Source organism: Mariniphaga anaerophila, assembly GCF_900129025.1.
GTDB classification, from domain to species: domain Bacteria; phylum Bacteroidota; class Bacteroidia; order Bacteroidales; family Prolixibacteraceae; genus Mariniphaga; species Mariniphaga anaerophila.
The window spans coordinates 47,235-67,805 of sequence record NZ_FQUM01000010.1 but is presented as its reverse complement, the minus strand read 5'-3'; the positions used below and the strand labels follow the sequence as shown (position 1 = coordinate 67,805).

General features: G+C 42.7%; 13 protein-coding genes. 4 read left to right on the top strand and 9 right to left on the bottom strand.

All coding sequences use genetic code 11. From position 1 onward, the window contains the following. Positions 1–335: 335 nt before the first annotated feature. The 8 genes from BUB08_RS17085 to BUB08_RS17050 all read right to left on the bottom strand — a co-directional run bounded on the left by BUB08_RS17085 (position 336) and on the right by BUB08_RS17050 (position 12,686). A complete protein-coding gene (locus BUB08_RS17085; RefSeq protein WP_073003131.1) occupies positions 336–1,670 on the bottom strand; it encodes a DUF5125 domain-containing protein in 1,335 nt (444 codons plus the stop codon). 12 nt (positions 1,671–1,682) lie between these two features. Beyond that, positions 1,683–3,179 carry a glycoside hydrolase family 30 protein gene (locus tag BUB08_RS17080; RefSeq protein ID WP_083570832.1) on the bottom strand — a complete coding sequence of 499 codons (1,497 nt, stop codon included), beginning with the start codon at positions 3,177–3,179 and terminating at the stop codon, positions 1,683–1,685. A 4-nt stretch (positions 3,180–3,183) separates the two neighbouring features. Next, positions 3,184–4,581: a cadherin repeat domain-containing protein gene (locus BUB08_RS17075; RefSeq protein ID WP_073003130.1), complete on the bottom strand. Its 1,398-nt coding sequence runs from the start codon at positions 4,579–4,581 to the stop codon at positions 3,184–3,186. Between the two features lie 35 nt (positions 4,582–4,616). Beyond that, entirely contained in the window at positions 4,617–6,155 is a 1,539-nt protein-coding gene (locus tag BUB08_RS17070; RefSeq protein ID WP_073003129.1) for a RagB/SusD family nutrient uptake outer membrane protein, read from the bottom strand. A 12-nt stretch (positions 6,156–6,167) separates the two neighbouring features. Then, positions 6,168–9,140, bottom strand: a complete 2,973-nt coding sequence (locus BUB08_RS17065; protein ID WP_073003128.1) for a SusC/RagA family TonB-linked outer membrane protein — start codon at positions 9,138–9,140, stop codon at positions 6,168–6,170. A 312-nt stretch (positions 9,141–9,452) separates the two neighbouring features. Beyond that, positions 9,453–11,090: a DUF6377 domain-containing protein gene (locus BUB08_RS17060; protein ID WP_073003127.1), complete on the bottom strand. Its 1,638-nt coding sequence runs from the start codon at positions 11,088–11,090 to the stop codon at positions 9,453–9,455. A gap of 144 nt (positions 11,091–11,234) precedes the next feature. Further along, positions 11,235–12,251, bottom strand: coding sequence for a UDP-N-acetylmuramate dehydrogenase (gene murB, locus BUB08_RS17055; protein WP_073003126.1), 1,017 nt, complete (start codon positions 12,249–12,251; stop codon positions 11,235–11,237). Positions 12,252–12,314: 63 nt separating this feature from the next. After that, positions 12,315–12,686 (bottom strand): hypothetical protein, encoded by a 372-nt coding sequence (locus tag BUB08_RS17050; protein WP_073003125.1) that lies wholly within the window; start codon positions 12,684–12,686, stop codon positions 12,315–12,317. Between the two features lie 141 nt (positions 12,687–12,827). Between BUB08_RS17050 and trhA the strand changes: the two genes are divergently transcribed. The 4 genes from trhA to rocD all read left to right on the top strand — a co-directional run bounded on the left by trhA (position 12,828) and on the right by rocD (position 17,986). Beyond that, the gene (trhA, locus tag BUB08_RS17045) at positions 12,828–13,487 is read left to right on the top strand and encodes a PAQR family membrane homeostasis protein TrhA (protein WP_073003124.1); all 660 of its coding nucleotides are present in this window, start codon (positions 12,828–12,830) and stop codon (positions 13,485–13,487) included. 104 nt (positions 13,488–13,591) lie between these two features. Beyond that, a complete protein-coding gene (locus BUB08_RS17040) occupies positions 13,592–14,572 on the top strand; it encodes an isoaspartyl peptidase/L-asparaginase family protein (RefSeq protein WP_073003123.1) in 981 nt (326 codons plus the stop codon). Positions 14,573–14,592: 20 nt separating this feature from the next. After that, positions 14,593–16,659 carry a BatA domain-containing protein gene (locus BUB08_RS17035; RefSeq protein ID WP_073003122.1) on the top strand — a complete coding sequence of 689 codons (2,067 nt, stop codon included), beginning with the start codon at positions 14,593–14,595 and terminating at the stop codon, positions 16,657–16,659. A gap of 103 nt (positions 16,660–16,762) precedes the next feature. Further along, on the top strand, positions 16,763–17,986 hold the full coding sequence (gene rocD / locus BUB08_RS17030) for an ornithine--oxo-acid transaminase (protein WP_073003121.1): 1,224 nt from the start codon (positions 16,763–16,765) through the stop codon (positions 17,984–17,986). Positions 17,987–18,033: 47 nt separating this feature from the next. Here the strand turns inward: rocD and BUB08_RS17025 are convergent, their stop codons facing one another. Next, positions 18,034–20,505, bottom strand: a complete 2,472-nt coding sequence (locus tag BUB08_RS17025; protein WP_073003120.1) for a LysM peptidoglycan-binding domain-containing protein — start codon at positions 20,503–20,505, stop codon at positions 18,034–18,036. Positions 20,506–20,571: the final 66 nt, after the last annotated feature.

Here is a 20,571-nt window from a genome sequence, read left to right as displayed (position 1 = left end):
CTTTTAACTAAACTTTTGCAAATAATGAATTTATTACGCTAAATACTAAATACTTTCGAAATAAACTTCACTTCGCTGATTATTATTTAATAATCTGCCTCGGATTAACCGTGTTCATTTTTTGATGGGAGTTGTATTTGTGAAATCAATTGTTGATGGGAAATATAAATGCATTCTAAAGTTTCAGTAGCTGTTTTTTTTGCGATAGTCTTTTAAAAAGTAACCTCAGTTTTTCAATAAAAAAGCGGGTACATAAAAGCTAACGAAAAGACAAGAAAAAAGGTTATGCAATTCGTTAAACGGCGCATAACCTTTTTTATCTGCTATCTTCTTTGTTATTTCTTCACTACTGTGAGCACTGCTTTTTTGTTGCCGGCAGAAACATCAACCGTAAATACATAAGTAGCTCCGGTTTCTAGTGTCACGTCAGGAACCAGCCCAAGGTTTCCACTGTCGCGTCCGTTGTCACCATCCCCAATAAAAACAATATCGCTTTCTGTGGTAATGGCATCACTTCCAAACTCACCGCCCCAACCTTTCTGGTGGAAAAATTTAAAATTAATTGCATCGGTGCTAATGGTTTCGCCTCCCACTACAGTCAGTTGGTACTTTTTATCACCAACCGGCGACATACACAACGCTTTGTCGGTGTTCCAACCTAAATAATTATCTGTTAATGATGGTTTGCCAAGATTGTCGCCAATTATCCAGACAGCCCCTGTTCCATCTTCATTTAACACTGCCGTTGAGTTGCCATCCAGAACTTCAACCCTGAAATATTTCAGTTTCAGATTGGCCGAAATCCGATATTTTCCGGTTATCGGAACAAATTCGTAAAGGCCTGTTTCTTTTTCCGTAAAATAGTCGGCATCAATCCACCAGTCGGCAATATCATCCAGTCCTTCAATTTTTATTTCCTGTTTCTGAGTCAGGTCAACATCAAGCTCAAAATTTTCCTTGTCAACCATATTCATTTTCTGCCCGTTAAACAGAATTTCGAAGAACGGTGCAGCCTCGTAGGTTTTAGTATTAAACGTTACAGAAAAAGTTCCGCCAACCGGGCTAACAAACGGAATATTACCGGAAACACCTTGTGTTATTTCTCCGGCTTCCCAGCCGAAAACAATTTCAGTACCTTTTTCGTCGACAACCGGTGTTTTAATGTAGGCTGGCAAATCGGTCGACGGGAATGCTTCTGTTGCTGCATATTCATTCGGTTCGCCGAAAGGCAACATCGGATACGATCCGTTTTCGGTAACCAAAATCAGATACGGATACTGTGCACGGGTAATTGGCACATCAAATGTTTTCTTCACACTTTTCATGGTGGTATTCAACAATACGAATTCAAGCGTTGCTGTTCCATCAGGAATGTCTTTATAAAACGGCACTGAAATGGTTCCTGAATACTCGCCATTTTCTTTGGTACGAATGGTGGTTCGTTTCACCTCTTCTTCGCCGAAATAAAGAATAGCCGTTAGTGTTGAAAGCGATAAGTCGTCGCTAACAGTGGCAGTAAACGAAAGCACATCTCCAAAATGCACATCGGAGAACTGGTTTTCCATTTCCAGAACAGGATTTCCCGCCTGGGGAATTTCGCTCACTTCGTCGGAACACGAAAAAGCGATAAACCCGATTATACTTAGTATCAAATATTTTAAGTTCTTCATTGCGTTAGATTTTTATTTTTTCCATCGATAAGATATCACAGACTTTGCAGGCACCTCGTAGCTGAAATGATTTGTACCGTCGTCGAGGGTAATTAATTTGGCGGCAGAATTGCTGTTTAGCAACACCACGGCGTAGGTTCCGTCGGTATTTTCAAAAGCTGAAAAATAAAACCCAGCATCTGAAAACCCTGAAGTACCGATACGCACTGCACCCGGTTTCACTACTGATGAAAGATGACCGATAATGTAATAGTGCGAATTGCGCGTAATATTGGTATAACTGTTACGATCAATGTCAACTGCGCCGTAGCAAGTCTGGCATCCACCCTCGCGGTTGGGGCCACGATCACTATCGAGCATCAAATTCCAGACAATTACACCTTTGCACCAGTTGTTTACAGTTCCCAGCGCTACTTCTCTCATGTCATCAATTAAACGAACTTCAAGATTCCGACCGTCATTCCACGTCCCGATAGAAGTTTCAGTAAAAACCAGTTCTCTTTCAGGGTGTTTTTCATGAATATCAAGAAGCTCCGATTTATTTCCACCGTAGTTGTGATAAGCTGCTCCGGCAACAACATTGGCATCAATTCCGGCATCGTAAATTTTTACCGGATAATCATTCTGGTCAGCCATATTGTCGTAGTTAAAATTATGGTCGAACAGATAAATTTTGGTACTCAGCGAAGCTTCTTTGAACTGGGGAACCAAGTGGTTTTTCACAAATTCGAGTTGCTCCTGCCATCCCATAAAAAGGGACGCTGAATTACCTCTGTTCAATGGTTCATTCTGTGGAGTAACAGAATAAATTTTTATCCCCTGCTGCTCAAAAACCTGAATCCACTTCACGAAATAAGAAGCATAATCGGCATAATAGGCCGGATTTAGCTGCCCGCTTGTCCACGAATTGAACGGCTGCAAATCAGTAAGATTATTCACCTTCATCCACCGGGGAGAAGTCCACGGAGAACCCATTATTTTTACATCGGGGTTAATAGTCAAAATTTCCTTTAGAATTGGAATTACGTACTCTGTTTCTTCCGAAGTAAGAGCAAAATTTTCAATTCCGGGAGTATCGCAACAGGTATATTCGCTCAACGAAAAATCTGAACAGCCGATAGCTATCCGAATATAACTCTGCCCCATTCCTTCCGTGGGAGAAAAAGTCTCCTTCAAAAATTTATCGCGGTTCTCAGTTGTCATTTGCATCAGGTTGTAGCACGTAGAACCTGTTACAGCTGCTCCAAAGCCGTCCATTGTCTGATAACGCTTAGCAGGGTCAAGTTTTATTGTAGTGGGCGACATATTACTTTTCGAACTGAAACTGGTCGCCTGCTTTTTAAAATCCTGCGATCGGGTATTTGTAGTGATGTAAATCGTCACATCTCCGGCCTCAGGCGCTACGGGTTCCTCCCCACCGTTGTTCTCTTTATTTACTTCGCGGCAAGAACAGAAGCTAAAAAGCACCGTCAGCAACAAAACAAATTTTAGATGAAATAATATCTTCATTTTTCTATAGCGTTATCTTTTCAATATTTACTGTTTTCTCGTTCAAATTAACGGTAAACCTATAGTTGGTTGATTCCACCACCGGATCGTTTTCTCCGTTGGGAATTTCCCAGTTGTTATCGCCCTTAATTATTTGTTCTCCTGTAAAAGTAAACTCACCGGCCTTTTTTTCATTGGCCCAACCTGTATTTTCAAACGGTTTGAAGCCTGCATAATGGTCGTTGTCTCCCGGAGTGTAAAATGTTCCCTGGAAAATGCCGTCATCAATTTTACGCAGCAAAACGTAGTTCATTATATGTCCGAATCCCCAATCAGTGTGGGTTCGCTGGTGCCCCGGATACACGGCGGCAATTTCTGCCGAAGTTACATTTGTAGGATATCCCAATCCCCAGCCGCATGCCAGCAGGTAATCTGGATACGAAGGATTATCAACACCCACTATTATATTCTTACGAACAGGATTGTAGTAGATGGTGTACTCTCCGGTTTCGCCAAGAAATTTCACCTTGTTTACTGCTGTGCGTTCAAAAAAATCAGGATTATAAATATTCGCCGCATCAGCGAGTTTCCCAAACAACGAATAGGTTTTACCCTTTTCCAGTTCACGTTTATTGGTGCGGAACGTTTCGTTATTGAAATCCTGGCTTCCAAATGCGCTTAATGCAAAATCATCAGGTCCCAGTGTGCCGCCCGCTGTTGCCACGCTTAAAACGAAATTATCGAAAGAAAACGTTTTTGTATAATCAGCATCGGCAGTATAAACAAATGCCGACTCACCTTTTTCATCTATCATGGCAATTTTGCCATTAACATTTCCAAACACGGCACCACCGTAATCGATAGAATTATCAGTGGTCAGCTTTTCAGCAATTTTAAATTGCAAAGAGGTTTCCAACGTGAGGTCTGTTCCTTCAAACTTATCCTTTTCTGCCGACTGAGGTTTCAGAACAGCGACGGTTCCATCGTCAGCAACCAGGTAAAGCTGGCTGTAAACAGGGCGAGTTCCCGTCAACGCTATAATTTCATGGGAGACAGAACCTTTCAGCACATTCCGGGCAACAAGATTAACCTGAACGTCTGCATTATCTGCCTGATTCTCCAGCAACGGAACAAAAATTGCGTGTTTCACGTCGTAGTCATCTCCAATTAGCGGAATTTCACCCGAAGCAATAACACGTCCTTCAGAAACAACAGTGTAGTTCATTGAACTGAGCATGGTAGCAGGGTCGGTAACTTTTGCAGTTAGCGTTATGGAATCGCCAAACGTAAAATTTGCGGGAGTAACAGTTGCCGACTCGACAACCGGAATCGACTCCTTTCGGGGTCCGAACTCATCTTCGCACGATGCGAACAAAAGTGCGATTGCCCCAACCATCATAATAAGTTTATATATCGAATTCATTTTTATCTCTTTAATAATTCTTTACTACACAAAAACTAATAGCCGGGATTTTGAACCAGATTTGGATTTTGATCCATAACATCCTGCGGAATCGGCAATATGTACGACAAATTTGTATATGGATAAACCCGTGCAGGGCGTCCTTCATCCTTGTCAAATACAGCATTCATCACTTCCTCTACTTTATCGAGGCGTACCAGGTCGAACCAACGCTGGCCTTCCATTGCCAGTTCCAAACGACGTTCTTTCAGATAAGCTTCCGTTATGGCTTCTTTACTTGCCGATGCTGATGCTGCCAAATTGTATAATCCGGCTCGACGACGCGTTTGGTTAATTATTTCTGCTGCCCCGGCATAATTACCTTTACTGATTAATGCTTCCGCTTTAAGCAAAAGAATGTCGGCATAGCGCAGTTTTATAATACTGTTGTATGCACTGCGGCATTTATACATAAACGGATAATTTGTGGCCGGATAATAAACATTCCAGTCGCATTCGTAGAAAACCACAGTTTGTTCGTAACGTTTATCGCCCTGTTCGCTGTTGAAAGCTTTGATCAGGTCGCGCGACGGAGTAATCCATTTCAACCAGGTGAAATAAAAAGTCCAGTCATTCAAGGGGCGGCCATACATCCAGGTTACCCAGTTGGTATTTCCCGGGAAGAATTGCGCTTCGTAGATGGTTTCCTTTGTATTGCGTGCTTTGGCTTCTATCGCTTTGTTTTCCTGCGATGGAGGAAGATTAGGATCTGTAAGCACCACGTCAAACAAATCGCCAAAATTATCAACCAAATCGAAACCGTCAGCGGCAAGTTCATCGGCATATTTAATTACTTTGTCGTAATCGCGCAATGGTTTTTCGGCATAAACTTTTGCCAGTAACGCGCGCGCTACCGATTTTGAAAGTTGAGTTTTATCTCCCTGATCGTTTTCCGGAGCGTACTGCAATCCATCCAATAGATCTGTTTCAATCTGCTGGTAAATGGTCAGCTCATCGGTTTGTGGTGGGAAGTAGGCCGGATAAACTTCAGTAATGGTTTCGGAGGTGATGTCTCCCGCGGTTGTTGTTACCAGAGGAACATTTCCCCATATTCTCACCATATCGAAATAAATCATGCCGCGAAGAATTTTAGCTTCGGCTTTATACTGATTTCTCTCTGCTTCAGAAAGCGCAGGGTCTTTTACATCGTCAATGAAATTAATCAACCGGTTTGCCTGGGCAACATTTCCCATGTGCCCGTTCCAATCACGCTTCAGGTTGGTGTTCGACCCCTCGATGGAATTCACTTCAAACGGTGTAGTTTCTGCATTTGGTGCTCCTGCGTATGCATTATCCGAATGCGACTCTGCCAGCAGCAACATATCCAGATACCAGTGTTCCTGTCCGTTTTTATACAGATTTAGCAACGTTTGCCTGTGCGACAAAACTGCGGCTTTGTCTTTAAATACCACCTGCACACTGTCTTCGCTCGCTCCTTCAGTCACATCAGAAAAGGTATCTACCGGATCATAATCGAGCGAACAAGCAGCAAATACGAGGACAGAAAAAATAGATAATATATATTTCGTTTTCATTTGTTTACCTCATTAAAATTCAACATTCACTCCAAAAACAAAAGCTTTACTATGCGGATAAGTTCCCCAGTCGATACCTTGTACAGCACCACTGTTTCCCCACTGGTTTACTTCCGGATCCATTCCGCTGTATTTAGTAAGAGTTAGCAGATTACTAGCCGTTACATATGGTTGCAAGCGGGTAACGCCCATTCGTTTGAGAACATCTCCCTGAAAATTATACGAGAAAGTAACATCTTTTACACGGAGGTAACTGCCGTCTTCGACAAAGTAACTTGAAGGCTGCAAGTTAAAACCGGCTTTTGGCACATCGGTAATTTGTCCGGGGGTGCGCCAACGCCTCAACACTTCGGTTGATTGATTCTTGAGGTCGTACATTCCCTGAGTATCGCCTTTGGATGCATTAAAAATATCGTTTCCTACTGATCCCTGAATGAACACATTCAAATTAAAACCTTTATACGAAAAAGAATTGGTTAAACCGTAGGTAAAAACAGGGTTCGGGTCACCAATATATGTTTTGTCGGAAGCGGTAATTTTTCCATCTTCATTGATATCCCGATACATCAGTTCTCCAGTTTCAGGATCTACGCCATCGCTAATGTAGCCGTAAAATCCTCCCAGCGGGCGCCCCGGCTGATTTCTTACAATACGCGTTCCGTGGAAAGCATCGGTAGTTTCAGCGTCGTAATAGATTTGCTGCAACTCAAGGCTTTTCAATTCATTTTTATTGAATGAAATATTGAAATCTGTATTCCAGCTAAAAGCGCCGGTATAATTGCGTGAGCTGGCAGCAAATTCAAAACCGCGATTCATCATCTCACCCTCGTTCCTCACAATGTCAGTGGCAGCGGCTGCACCTGCAGGCAACGAAACATACATTAACATATCCTTTGTATGCTTCGAATAAAAATCCATTGCAAGCGTCAACCTGTCTCCTAAAAGCGTTGCATCGGTTCCGAGATTCACCTGAGTAGTGGTTTCCCAAGTGAGGTCTGCGGTACGAAGGTTTGCGGGTGTAATAAGCGGCAGGGCATCTTCTTTCCCCGATTCGAACCATGCCTGCCTTGTAATATTATAACGTTGCAGGTAGGCATAGTCGCCAACTCCCGACTGGTTACCGGTTTGGCCCCAGCCACCTCTGATTTTTAAATCGTCAATCCAGGTTAATCCCTGCATAAACTCTTCTGACGACATACGCCATGCGGCAGAAAAAGAAGGAAATACTCCCCAGCGATGATTGGGATGCAATTTAGAAGAGCCGTCTTCACGAATGTTAAATGTGAACAAATATTTGCTTTCGAAATTGTATGATAACCGACCAAACACAGACATGATTCCCCACTCTGAAGCGCCTGACCCGGTGTTGTTCCAGGCAATTTTATTTGCGGCATTTAATGTCTGAATAAACTCATCTCTGTAATGAGAACCGTTTATATAACTCTGCGACCATTTGGAGTCAGTCCAGGATGAACCGGCCATCGCTTCGAAATTATGTTTCTCTGCAAAAGTTTTCTTGTAGGTCAGCACATTATCAAACACCAACAGTGTATTCATGCTGCGAGTGTCCCAGGCATTTCCCCAGTCGTCGCGGTCGGTGCCATGCACAGGCGGAGTAAAACCAGTTACTTTCCCGTTGCGCCTGTCAATTGCAAAAGTAGATTTCAAATTCAATTCCGGAAAAAAAGTAATCGTTGAACTTCCGGAAGCAATCAGGCGATTTTCGTTATTCTGATTGTTCTTGCCATTTTCAATCGATTCAACCGGATTGGTAATGTTTTGCCCGAAAAAAAGGCGGTTGTACAATCCTTCATTATTTTTGATGGTAGCAGCAGTAGGAAGATTTACTACTGCCAGAACCACTCCGCCACGATTAGACCCCTGCCCCGTAGTAACACTATTACTTGTATTATCGGAGTACGACACGTTCAACCCAAAATGAAGCCATTTACGCACCTGGCTATCCACATTGCTACGGAAATTATAACGACGGAAAAACGCCGAATTCAACACACCTTTTTCGTCGAGGTAGCCGCCCGACACAAAATAACGTGTCCTGTCATTGCCGTCAGACACCTGCAATTGGTAATTCTGGGTAATTCCGGTGCCGTACACTTCGTTAAACCAATCGGTGCGGTCGGTAGTTCCTTCAGGAATAGAACCGGGGCGCAATTCATCAATCAACTCTTTGTACTGAGCAGCGTTCAACGACTTAATTTGGTTGGCTACCCGATTAACCCCGAACTGCATATTTGCACTAACTTTTGCTCCGCCACTGGCTTGCTTGGTGGTAATAAGCACTACACCATTTGCTGCACGCGAACCATAAATAGCTGCAGAAGATGCATCTTTCAGAATCTGAATATTGGCAATATCCATTGGCGATAAGAACCCCAAGTTATCAACAGGAATCCCGTCGACTACATACAACGGCTCATTACTTCCGTTGAATGAAGTAGTTCCACGAACCCGAATTACCATATCCCCGCCGGGAGCGCCGCTGGGCTGATAAACATTAACACCGGCTGCCTTGCCCTGAATGGCCTGTGCAGCCGAAACAATCGGACGCTCATCCATATCTTTTACAGAAACGGTTGAAACGGCTGTAGTTACGTCTTTTTTGGCTACCGTACCGTAACCAATAACTACAATTTCTTCAAGCTCTTTCTTGTCTTCCTCCAGTGTGACATTTATTTCATGGAGGTTACCCACGGCTACTTCTGTTGTAGTGTATCCAATATATGAAAACACCAAAACGGCATCGCTGCCGGGCACATTGATCTGGTAATTTCCGTTAATGTCTGAAACCACTCCCTGGAATGTTCCTTTAACCACGATATTCACTCCCGGTAACGATTCTCCCGAAACATCACTTACCACACCTCTTACATTTATTGCATTCTGTGCAGTTACCGACAGGCTAAAGCCGATAAAAAACAACGCATAAAAGAGAGGAATTTTCGTTTTAAAAAAATTAGTTCCCATAGATAAAATATTTAGTTATTCTCAGTTCTATTGTTGAAATTAATTCCTGCGTTTTTTTGTGCATTACAAAGTTAATTAAACAGGCTGCAGCTATTTACAGTGGAAAAATTAAGTGGAAAAGGGGAAACACTCAAACTATCTAACTAATTAACACAGTTAATGTTAACACAAAACAAACATCAACAAAAAGTGGAATCAAAGGGGATAAAAATCAACAATAATGAGGTCGCTTTATAAGGCCACTATTTTTATCATAATGGCATTTTCGGCAAATGGCATAATAAGCGCGTCCTATTTTGTGAAGAATAGCATTTACCTGATGGACACCAGCAGCTCTTCAAACTCTTCGCGCGACAGAGCCCGGTTTTTAATTTTTGCACGATAATTATAAATGGTATTTACCGAGTATCGAAGAAAATCTGCAATCTGCGAACTGTTGCTGATTCCAAGACGAATTAAAGCGAGAATTCTCAACTCGGCATTCAGCAGCTCATCCCGTTTTAATACAATTTTCTCGTCGTCAACAAGCAGTTCGTTCACTTTCTCCACAAAATGAGGAAATATCCGTAAAAACGCCTTGTCAAAATTCCGGTACAATTCATTAATTTCATTATCCATCATTTCAGGCGACCGGGTAATATCCAACAGTTCGGTCATGTGTCCGCCGGTTAATTTTTTGTTCACCATCCGCCGAAAACCATCCATTTTATTAATATACGTAGAACACAGTTTGATAAAATGCCCAATGTATTCTTCTTTAATATGATTGGATTCTGAAAGGTCGGTATTAACCACCTGCATCTGTGTGTTCACCAACTGAAGCTCATTATTCAGATTTTTAAGATTCGTATTTGCTTCCTGCAAATACTTTCGGGTTACCGACAACCGCTTCATCTGGCTGTAAATATAAATGAGAGCTACCATAAGCAACAGCACCAGGGCGCTAATCAACACCAGATAATTCTGAAGCTGCCTGTTTTTATTTTCAATTTTAGCCTGATAGGTTGCGTCGATTAACGACAAAATAACAGCACTTTGCAAACTACGGAGGCGCGCGTTGTAAAACACTGTTTCGCTCCACGAAAACCGAATATAATTATAAGCGCGCTCCACATCTTTTTCGTCATATAAAATCTTTGCCAGCATCCATAACGAGGCGTGATCTTTTGTTGAAGATAAAATGTCAGAAAGGGCGGACAGTGCGAGGTAGTATTTCTCCCCCTCAATATTGCCCGCTATCCGGTATGTTAACGAACGATTATAACTGGCAATAGCCAGACCACGCGTACCCACTTCGAACTTGGCAATATTTATGTCATTCACTTTAAGCGCCTCTTCCAAATTACCGGCATTGCGCAACGAATCCTCTTTTATTACATAATACAAATCGTCATCGGGAGTAAGCACACCACTGAGTGAATCGCCGTACATATTCGAAATTTCCCAGTATCGCTGCGCGCCTTTATTATCCTGGGTATAAAAAGCCAGCTCAGAATGAACATGCCAGTAAGTATAATAATACTCAATGAGCAATTGCGGCGGCAGTTGTTCCCTTTTTAGAGAACGAACTAAATCAACTGACTCCATGTACATTCCTGTTGATGCCATTAAATACGCCAACTGAAGTTTGCTTTTATACAAACGATTAATGTCGTTCAGTGAAGTTGCGATGTCGATGTTTCTGTTTTTATAGAAAATCGCAGAATCGCAAATATAGGGGCGATACTCATTAAACAGCTCGGTGTTCAAATCGTACTCTCCCAGCGAGTTCGGAGATACGGTGGACAATTTCTCCTTGATGAACTGCAAACGATTTTCTTTTTGTGTGGTATACAATTCGAAATTTTCGATTGCATCGTCAAGCTTGTTTAACAAAGAGTCCAGCGGATATTGGCCGAAAACAGCGCCCGGGAAAAATAATAGAAAGCAAAACAATAGTTTATAGTTCATGGCACAATCATCTACTCTAATTCCCCGTAAAATTAATATGTTTTTTCAGATCGCATCGCCTTTGCCCGGACTAAAGAAACCCCGGCGATGTCAGTTTTAAAAAGATGAAGTACCTTTCGGAAAAAATTAAACTCAGCAAAAGTTTCAGATGCAATTCACTTCCCGCTCGAGCGAGATTCCAAATTTTTCGAGAACCGCCTGTTTTACGCGTTCAGAAAAATCGTAGATTTCTTTTCCCGTGGCATTTCCGTAGTTAACCAGTACCAGCGCCTGTTTTTCATGAACACCAACATTACCTTCGCGACGGCCTTTCCAACCTGCTTTTTCGATAAGCCAGCCCGCTGCCAGTTTCACTTGCTTTTCGGTTACCGGATAAACCGGTGCATCCGGAAAATCTACCCTGATTTTATCGGCAGTTGCCACATTTACCAGCGGGTTCTTAAAAAAGCTTCCGGCGTTGCCCAACTCAGAAACATCTGGAAGTTTGGACGAACGAATAGCAATTACTGCCTGACGGATATTCTGAAGGTTCACTTCTCCCAGTTCGTGCACCTTTTCTTCCACCTGCCCGTATTTCAGGTTGAATTCAGGAAATTTCTCCAATTTAAAAACCACCGAAGTAATTACAAGACGGTTGCGCCACTGCTGTTTAAAAAGGCTGTCGCGATAACCAAACTTACAGTCTGCGTCACAAAACTGAACCGGCCTTTTCTCGGCCAAATCGTATCCTTTCACCAGTGCAATTACGTTTCCGACTTCCTGCCCGTAAGCACCGATATTTTGCACAGGAGAAGCTCCCACAACACCCGGAATCAACGAAAGGTTTTCAACTCCGCCAACTCCATAATTTACGCAGTGTTCAACAAAATCGTCCCAAACCTCTCCTGCCCCAACTTCAAACCACACATTTTGGCGGTCTTCTTTTACTTTTACAATTCCCGGAATATTTGCGTGGAGCACCAGTCCTTCAAAATCGCCCCGAAAAAGCATATTGCTTCCGCCACCCAAAATCAAAAGCGGAAGTTCTTTCCAGGTTTCGTTGGACGACACAAATGTTTCAAGGTCTTCCTGCTCGGTAAATTCAAAAAAATAACGCGCAGCTGCCTGCACGCCAAATGTATTATGTTGTTTTAAGCTATAATTTTCTGAAAAACGAATCATATATTTTTTTTGGCAAAGATAGGGGAATTAATAAAAAAGGGTAATTCCTGCCGGGAGCCCGATTTATTTTTTTGACTTAAAATACCGCCGCCACAATACTTTTTTCAGTTCGCGGGCGATAACCTGATGTGCAATAATTTCCACATGATTGTAGTGCGGCAAGTCCGTCTCGGCCTTTGCTATTTCGCGTTCGGTAATATCCACCTGGTACAGTACCGACAATAATTTATCGTAATTGTACCGAATCAGTTCGGTAACCTGTTCAATCAATTGCAGATGAAGCTCGTTGTATGCATTTGCCACATCGCCCGAAAAATTGATTTCCACACCAAACATTCCAAAATCTTTCATAATCTGCTCAGCCGTTTCCCGAACAATTTCTGCTCTGTCCAGGTATTGACTAACGTTATCGTTTCTTATTTGAGGTAGTTCCATCTTTTATATATTAATTTGGTCGCCAGGCCCAAACATCAGAAATAAGAATTACTTAATGTGTTTTTATTAAAAGGAATTCTAAAAATTAATTAGGTTCGGCCAAAATTTTGTTTCTTTAAAAACGTTAATTTCTAAAACAGGATGTCAAAAATAAACAAAAAAACAAAGCATTACCGGGCGCTCACGCTAAAAGAAGAAATCTTCAACAGCATTACCCATGGAATTGGAGCGCTGCTTAGCATTGCCGGATTGGTAATTCTGGCCGTTTTTGCCAGTATAAAAGGCGACGCCTGGCATGTGGTAAGTTTTTCCATATTCGGAGCGTCCATGTTTATTCTGTACCTGGCATCTACCCTTTACCACAGTGTTACAAAAACGAACATTAAAAACCTGTTCGCCCGTTTCGATCATGCTGCAATATTTTTGCTCATTGCAGGAACTTACACTCCGTTTGTATTAACCACCATCAGAGGCCCGCTGGGTTGGACACTGTTCGGAATTGTGTGGAGCCTTGCCATTGCAGGAATTATAATCCGCTCAATTTATCTAACCCGTTTCAGAAAACTGATGATGTGGTTTTACCTGGCCATGGGCTGGATGTTTCTGACTGCCATTGTTCCCATTGTTAAGAACCTTCCCGGAATCAGCGTTGCGTTTCTGTTTATTGGCGGAGGGTGCTACTCGCTTGGCGTTATTTTTTATGCGTGGCGCGACCTGAAATATGGCCACGGAATCTGGCATTTATTTGTACTGGCGGGAACTATTTCACACTTCTTTTCAGTATTGTACAGCCTCGATTAACTTTTTTTACCTCGAAACCTGCCCCTGATTAAAAAGATGTACTGCGGAAATATTCGATTTTCGTTTAATTGTTCCATTTTTGTGAAAACAAAAAAATAAAGAAAATGACTTTTAAAGCATTTCTCGGTACGCTCATTATCCTGTTTTTCTCCAACCTGACTTTTACACAAGAAAAATATGCAATCGTAATTCATGGTGGCGCCGGCGGACGGTCAAAAACAACCATGAGTATTGAACAGCAAAACAACTACAAAGCCAAGCTGGAAGAAGCATTGGCAGCCGGAGAAAAGCTGTTAAAAAACGGTGCATCTTCTGCCGAAGCAGTTGTGGAAGCCATTAAAATTATGGAAGATTCGCCCCTGTTTAATGCCGGAAAAGGCGCCGTTTTTACTAGCGACGGGAAAAACGAACTGGATGCATCCATAATGAACGGAGAAAACCTGAATGCTGGTGCCGTGGCCGGAGTTAGAACAATAAAAAATCCGATTACCGCTGCACGGGAAGTCATGGAAAACTCAGAACATGTAATGCTGAGCGGGAAAGGTGCTTCGGAGTTTGCCCGGCAACAAGGCCTTGAAACGGTAAAAAATAAATACTTCTTCACACGCAAACGGTACGAATCGTTAAAAGCACTGCAGAAAAAACAAAGGAAGCGCACCTCTGCCGATAACACCGGAACAGTTGGTTGCGTAGCGCTCGATATTCACGGCAACCTTTGCGCCGGAACCTCCACCGGCGGAATGAACAACAAAAAATACGGACGCATTGGCGATTCGCCAATTATTGGTGCAGGAACTTATGCCAACAACAAAACCTGCGCTGTGTCGTGCACCGGGCACGGCGAGTATTACATCCGATTAGGATTTGCGCGTGATATTTCTGCGCTAATGGAATACAAAAAACTGGGTGTAAAAGAAGCGTGTGCAGCAGAAATTCAAAAACTGACCCAACTGGGAGGAACCGGCGGTGTTATTGCACTTGATGCCAATGGAAACATGGCCATGGAATTCAATACTTCGGCAATGTTTCGTGGTTACATTAAATCCACCGGTGAAAAAGAAATTGCCATATTTGCAGAAGAATAACAACAAAGCAGCTCACAGAAATGAAGTTTTTGTATCCAACTTTTTTATTTGCACTTTTTACAATAGTCATTCCCATTATTATCCACCTGTTTAGTTTCAGGCGATACAAAACTGTTTATTTCAGTCATGTGGGATTTTTGAAAGACATCAAGAAAGAGTCGCAGAAAAAGTCAAGACTCAAACAGCTGCTGATGCTGCTGGCCCGTATTCTTACAATTGTATTTCTGGTTTTTGCCTTTTCGCAGCCCTACATTCCGGCCGACAAAGAAACTGCAACAAGTTCTTCAGGCGAAGTTATCGGGGTATATATAGATAACTCATTCAGCATGAATGCCCTTTCGGAAAAAGGTCAGCTTTTGGAACGCGCCCGAAACAAAGCGGCAGAAATAGGGCAATCGTACCCGGCCGGAACCATGTTCAGGCTGCTTACCAACGATTTGACACCCAAACACCAACACCTGCTTAATAAAGAGCAATTCATCAGTCAGGTGGCCAACATAAAGTCTTCTCCGGCATCAGTTTCCCTCTCGCTCATTCACAACCGGTTTGAAATGCAAAACAAGTTACACGAAAACACCGGACGGGGAACGCTCTACCTGATTTCCGATTTTCAGCAAAATATTACCGATCCGGAAAATTTTTCAGAAGAAACGGGTTTCAGCTATTTCATGCCGCTTATTCCCAACCAGGTGAATAACCTGTACATCGATTCCTGCTGGGTGGAAGTGCCTGCCCACGGGCTCAACCAGGAAGAAAACATCTTTGTAAAAATAAAAAACAGCTCCGACGAAGATTACCAGAACCTGCCGCTCCGGCTTTTTCTGAACGATTCGCTGAAATCAATCACCAACTTTTCGGTGAGCGCAAGGAATGAAATAACAGCCAGTCTGAAATACACAAATGTTTCGTCAGGCATTCAACTGGGCAGGGTGGAAATAACCGATTATCCGTTTACCCACGACAACACCTGGTACCTGAGTTATTTTGTTGAGCCAATACTAAAGGCACTGGCCATTTACAGCAACACTGAAAGCTCGCAGGAAGGGCTCGGGTACATCTCTGCACTGTTTGAAAACGACGATTATGTGGAGCTGGAAACCATGAGTATTCAAAGTTTGCAAATAAGCAAGCTGGCAGAAAGTAACGCCATTTTTCTTATCAATCCCGAAAATTTTTCTTCCGGATTCTTAAGCAAGCTGGAGTCGATTGTGGACGCCGGAACTTCGGTTGTTTTGTTTCCTCAACTTTCGCAACAAGCACCTGCGTACAATCAGTTTTTATCGAAATTTAATGCGAACACGGTTTCGGGCGTCGACACAACCAGCCTTGAAATCTCGGGCATCGATTTCGACAACCGCTTTTTCAGAAATGTTTTCAAAGAACAAAAAGAAAACGCTTTGCTTCCCAAAATTGACGGACATCTGAAATTTTCAGAAAACATAAGAAGCAACGAAACGCCACTGCTGTGGTTTCAGAATGGCGACAAAGCACTATCGGGACTTCCTTATGGAAAAGGGAAAGTGTGGGTATTTGCTTTTCCGCTCGACAAAAGAAACGAAATGTTTGCCCGCGATATTCTGTTTGTTCCGTCCCTTTACAACATTGTATTGAACAGCCTGCCCGACCAGCAAATTTCTCACACCATCGGGAAAGAACAAACATTTATTCTGCCGCGCAATGTAAATGCCAGCCTCGAATCTTCCATCAAAATAGAAAACCGAAAAACCGGCGAAACATTCATTCCCGGAACAGGCATTTCAGGACAGGGAATGCGGATTGACCCGGGAAATTCCATAGAAACAGCGGGGCACTACCTTGTAAAAAGTAATAATGAAACACTTACAGCACTTTCATTCAATTATAACCGGAATGAATCGGATCTGAGGTACTTCTCCCCCGCCGAACTCGAAAAACGCATCCAGTTGGCCAACCTCAAAAATGCTTCAGTTTTAACCAACCTGTCGGCAAATTTCACCGAAGTTCTGCAGGAAATTCAAAAAGGGAAACAGCTTTGGAAATGGTGCATTCTTTTTGCATTGCTGTTTATTGTAACCGAAGTGTTAATCGCCAGGTTCTGGAAACAGTAAAACATGTTATAAAAATCGTTTTATCGGCTGTTAACCCAACTAATCTCCTTTGAAAATTTCCTTTAAAATTGTATTTATGTACGCATAATTTAAACAATTCATTATGGTACAACTAACAACCAGGGATTACATAGCCAAAGAGGATAAATTTGGCGCACACAACTACCACCCGATACCTGTGGTTTTGTCTAAAGGTGAAGGTGTTTTTGTTTGGGATGTGGAAGGAAAAAGATATTTCGATTTTCTGGCTGCTTATTCGGCCGTTAACCAGGGGCATTGCCACCCTAAAATTGTAAAGGCATTAACAGAACAGGCGGAAACACTGGCCTTGACTTCCCGCGCGTTTTATAACAATACATTGGGCGACTGGGAAGAGTACATGACCCAACTGTTTGGTTACGACAAAATGTTGCCCATGAACTCCGGTGCCGAAGCTGACGAAACCGCGTTAAAACTGATTCGCAAATGGGCGTACAAAGTAAAAGGCATTCCGGAAAATGAAGCTAAAATTGTGGTGTGCGACGGCAATTTTCACGGACGCACCATTACCATTATTTCCATGTCTTCCGATCCGGATGCGTACAGCCATTACGGGCCATACACTCCGGGGTTTGTAAATATACCGTACAACGACCTGCAACGGCTGGAAGACGAATTAAAAGACTCCAACGTAGCCGGGTTTCTGGTAGAGCCGATACAGGCGGAAGCCGGTGTTTATGTACCCGAAGACGGTTACCTGAAAAAAGCCGCTGAATTGTGCAAAAAGCACAACGTGCTGTTTGTTGCCGACGAAGTTCAGACCGGACTGGCAAGAACAGGCAAAATGCTGGCCTGCGACCACGAAAATGTACGTCCCGATATTCTGGTTCTGGGAAAAGCACTTTCGGGTGGAATGTATCCGGTTTCCTGCGTTTTGGCCGACGACGAGATTATGCTTACCATAAAACCGGGCGAACACGGAAGCACATACGGGGGAAATCCGATTGCCGGCCGGGTTGCCATGGCAGCGCTGGATGTAATTCAGGAAGAAAAGCTGGCTGAAAATTCCTTGCGTCTGGGAGAAATTTTCAGAAATGAGATGAAAGCAATCCCTTCAGAAATGATTGAAATTGTAAGGGGAAAAGGGCTGCTGAATGCTGTCGCCATTAAACCCGTTAACGGAAAAACCGCCTGGGATGTTTGTGTTGCATTAAAAGAAAACGGCCTGCTTGCCAAGCCAACGCACGAACACATCATCCGCTTTACGCCGCCTCTTGTAATCACAGAGGAGCAACTGATGGAAGCCATCGAAATTATTAAACAGACATTTAAAGAAATGGGGATTTAATCAAAAATCAATAGTTCGGAGGGAGTTTCAATGCGGAACTCCCTTTTTTATTTCTGGGCAATCCGAAACGGCCCGACAACACGTTTGCGCACCACATCGAAATTACGCCCGTAACTTATTACCGAAACCCCGTGGTTCATGTACCCACCGAAAGGCGAAACTTTTTCGAAACTGTAGTTTCCCTGCGAAAGATGAACCTGTTGATATGGAAGGCAATCTTCGAAACCTTTTCCATAGTTTTTCAAAGCACTCAAAAAATAGAAAGCAACATCGTATCCCTGCATCCCAAAATTGTTGGGTTCGGTATAATAATGCTTTTTAAACTTCTCCAGAAAACGAATTGTTGCCGGATGAGAATAATCGACCCAGTAAGGAGCGATGTATTGCAATTTCAGGTTATGAAAAAACTCGTCGGAAATGCTTTCGAACTGCTCGTACCGGTTAAAGCCAATTAACGTGATGGAGTATTCGCCCACCAAATTATTTATGTTGGACAGAACGAGACTGAGGTCACCTTCATTCATGGAAGAAACAAATACGACATTCTCTTTATCAGGAGAAAACACGCCTTTAAGACCGGAACGTCCCTGGTTGGCAAAATCGTAAACATGAAACTGCATTCCCTGCGGCTGTTCCCACAGTCCGGAATTCTGCATTCTTTCGCGAACCATGTCAACCACCTTTTCTTCGTGCAATCCGCCCGAATTAGACGTTTTCACAACTACAAAATTACTGTTGAAATATTCTTCGGTTACCAGTTCTGCTGTTTTTGCCGCAAGGTATTCACGCGTTGGGTTAACCTGGTAATAATAAGGGTTGCTGGAAATGTCGCGCGACTGCGAAGACAACGGAGAGATAATCGGAATTCGATTCTTCGCTGCAATATCTGCTACTTCATTTTGCACCTTCGGATAAACAGGACCGATAATCAAATCTGTTTCCAGAAATCCGTCTGCATAAATATACTTTCTTATGGAATCCGGACTTTGCTGCGTGTCGAAAACATTCAGTCGAATATTCATTCCTGCCTTTTTCAATGAATCTATGGCCAGCAAAACGCCTTCATAAAATTGCAGAAAATTTTCGCTTTCCCGATAAAATCCGTGAAACGTTTCCACTGGTTTGTCCTGTTCGATTAATGTGTCTGCCGACAAACTATCGTCAACAGCCCAAAGCGAATCGAAAGGAATTTCATACGGCTCAGTTTTTTTGTTTAGTGTGTCGTTGGCATAAATATACAGTGGCAGAAACAAAGCCACATCGTAAGTTGTAACTGAAACCATGGGGTTTTGCCCGGGACGACAGTTTTCGGGAATAACAACAGGAACATCAATATCATAAAAATCACTTTCGAAAAGCGGAGTTTCCGGTTTCAATGAATCAACGGGCGTAATCTCCGCGGTCTGCACAATTTCTCCTTCGGGCCGCCGCGGGATAAGAATTGTTTCGCCCTGAACCAGATTACGGTTTTCAAGCTGAGGATTGAATTTCCGAATTTCGGGAATGGTTAAATGATACTGCGATGACAACCGGAAAAGGGTTTCGCGGGGCTGAACCACGTGCCTGATAAATGCATCTTCGTTTACCGGCTCTGCACTGCTTAGTTCAGACGCTTTCACCGGAATTTTAATGGTAGTACCCGTTGGAAAACCGCTTTCCAAAACCGGGTTCAATTGCTTCAGCTCTTCCTCGGTAACTCCATATTTCTGAGTGAGCGCCCAAAGTGTTTCACCGGAAACAATCAGATGATCGAAATAATTCCCTGCGGGAGCGAGTATTTTAGTATTTGTTTCGTCAATGGTATTGGAAATTTTATCAGCAGGAGATTTAAAAACCGGTTCCTGCTTTTTGGGAAGGTACACTACGCTTCCCGCTTTCAAATTGCGAGCTCCGGGGTTCAAAAAAAGAATTTCGCTTTCGGAAATCTTGTATTTTTTCGACAAAGAGTACAACGTTTCGCCCGACCTCACTTCATGCATAATCATCTCCTGCTTCTGTTCCGGCTGCTTCTGTTTCTCCTGAACCATGGGTTTGGTTTCGGGCGTAGAAACCGCTTCGGCAGATTCCCAAACCGGAATACGCAGTTTTGTTCCTTTCCTGAAACGGGTAATTTCGGGGTTATATGCATAAATTTCTTCTATTGTTACGCCAAACTCTTTCGCAATAAAATAAGGAGTTTCTCTGCGTGAAGAAATCGTGTAATATTCAAAGCGAGAAGGATCGCCTTTTTTCGTATCGGGAAAATTCGGCAGTTCCACATCTTCGCGATAAGGAACTTTTAAAATATCGCCAATTTTTAACCCTTCTAAAATTTGAGGATTATATTTTGCGAGAATCTGGGTATCTGTTTTGTATTGCTGACTGATTGAAAACACTGTTTCTCCGGTACGTACCTGGTGCAATACAAACTTTTCACCCTGAATAACAACTATTTCATTTTCCTTCAACGGTTGTGCCACAGCTTCGCAGAAAATTCCGGCAAACAACAATGCAAAAAGGAAGTAACGTGAAATCTTCATTAAAAACGATTTTATAAAATTCGCCCAAAAATAACAAATATTGACCATGTCTTTGTTTTAAACGTT

Coding starts and splice junctions, on each gene's coding strand:
- BUB08_RS17085 (WP_073003131.1), bottom strand. CDS start 1,670: ATGAAGAACTTAAAATATTTGATACTAAGTATAATCGGGTTTATCGCT.
- BUB08_RS17080 (WP_083570832.1), bottom strand. CDS start 3,179: ATGAAGATATTATTTCATCTAAAATTTGTTTTGTTGCTGACGGTGCTT.
- BUB08_RS17075 (WP_073003130.1), bottom strand. CDS start 4,581: ATGAATTCGATATATAAACTTATTATGATGGTTGGGGCAATCGCACTT.
- BUB08_RS17070 (WP_073003129.1), bottom strand. CDS start 6,155: ATGAAAACGAAATATATATTATCTATTTTTTCTGTCCTCGTATTTGCT.
- BUB08_RS17065 (WP_073003128.1), bottom strand. CDS start 9,140: ATGGGAACTAATTTTTTTAAAACGAAAATTCCTCTCTTTTATGCGTTG.
- BUB08_RS17060 (WP_073003127.1), bottom strand. CDS start 11,090: ATGAACTATAAACTATTGTTTTGCTTTCTATTATTTTTCCCGGGCGCT.
- murB (WP_073003126.1), bottom strand. CDS start 12,251: ATGATTCGTTTTTCAGAAAATTATAGCTTAAAACAACATAATACATTT.
- BUB08_RS17050 (WP_073003125.1), bottom strand. CDS start 12,686: ATGGAACTACCTCAAATAAGAAACGATAACGTTAGTCAATACCTGGAC.
- trhA (WP_073003124.1), top strand. CDS start 12,828: ATGTCAAAAATAAACAAAAAAACAAAGCATTACCGGGCGCTCACGCTA.
- BUB08_RS17040 (WP_073003123.1), top strand. CDS start 13,592: ATGACTTTTAAAGCATTTCTCGGTACGCTCATTATCCTGTTTTTCTCC.
- BUB08_RS17035 (WP_073003122.1), top strand. CDS start 14,593: ATGAAGTTTTTGTATCCAACTTTTTTATTTGCACTTTTTACAATAGTC.
- rocD (WP_073003121.1), top strand. CDS start 16,763: ATGGTACAACTAACAACCAGGGATTACATAGCCAAAGAGGATAAATTT.
- BUB08_RS17025 (WP_073003120.1), bottom strand. CDS start 20,505: ATGAAGATTTCACGTTACTTCCTTTTTGCATTGTTGTTTGCCGGAATT.